This window comes from Vibrio sp. 1727, assembly GCF_033344415.1.
Taxonomy (GTDB): Bacteria; Pseudomonadota; Gammaproteobacteria; order Enterobacterales; family Vibrionaceae; genus Vibrio; species Vibrio alginolyticus.
Map to the genome: position 1 here is coordinate 1 of NZ_JAWPOT010000097.1, position 1,019 is coordinate 1,019.

The 1,019-nt window shown below is 38.1% G+C and carries 2 protein-coding genes; both read right to left on the reverse strand.

Annotated elements, in window-relative coordinates; all coding sequences use genetic code 11:
- Positions 1-251: 251 nt before the first annotated feature.
- A complete protein-coding gene (locus R8O10_RS24050) occupies positions 252-536 on the reverse strand; it encodes a hypothetical protein (protein ID WP_318146308.1) in 285 nt (94 codons plus the stop codon).
- On the reverse strand, positions 533-1,019 hold a 487-nt coding region (locus tag R8O10_RS24055; protein WP_318191801.1), incomplete at its 5' end, for a chromosome partitioning protein ParA. The genes R8O10_RS24055 and R8O10_RS24050, both read right to left, overlap by 4 nt.

Here is a 1,019-nt window from a genome sequence, read left to right on the forward strand (position 1 = left end):
GTTTTGAGTTATTTGTACATTTCTCATGTTTATTTCCTCTTTGTTTTCTATTAAATGATGCGCATATATAGCGGATCATTTTTCATTATAAGCATTTACCATGCTATGGCAAGCGCAAGAATATAAAAACTTATATATGTTGTGTTGTTTCTTCTGAGGGGAGTTGAGGGTATAGAGGGGAATGTTGCTACTAGAACTTAAAAGTAATGATTTTATATACGTATAAAATATGTATTTTATACGTATACTTTTTATCGGGATTGAGCTTTGTCCATAGCTAAGTTTCTCAGGTATGTACCTATAGGTAGGCCTGCTTCTTTAGATAAATCTTCTAGTATAGATAGCTCGTAACCATTAACTGGAACTTGGATTATTTTTCCTGACAAAGGTACTCTCTCTCCTGTTTCCTTGTCTATGTAACTAGATCCTCGCCTCTCATTTTTGTCTTTTTTGCCATCAACCTTGGCAGACTCGATGAATGATTTTTTAGGCTCGGTGCCTTTCCTTTTGATATCTGAAAATGGATTCTTGCTCATTTTATGGTCTCCATTAATTCATCAAATAACGCTCTAGCATCTTCTCCTGCTTTGGGATCTTGAGACCACTCTAGAACACTTTGCCCTGACTCATCTGCATCATCCCACCCATTTAAATTGCGAGTGATATGCCTTAAAGGGTTCATGTTTAAAGAGGACAGAAGGTTCTTAGCTGCTTCGATTCGATATGCCTGACTAGGTAGTGTTGGGGCTTGAGTTATACAAGTGAAGATTTTTAACTTTGCATTTAATGCTTGTGCCGTTTCCAGGATCTCAGACATTGAAGGGGCTACTTTTAAATCCCTTCTTTTGGGTCTAAATGGCAGTAATGCTATATCTGCAAAAGACAAAGCCGACCGCATTGCTTTGGAGTCCGCTCCACCGCAGTCAATAACTATGGTGCCATAACGTTTTTCTAGATCTTGTAAAGGTCGAGATATGTTTCCTGTTAACTCGACACAAGGGATCTGAGGTAAGTCACTT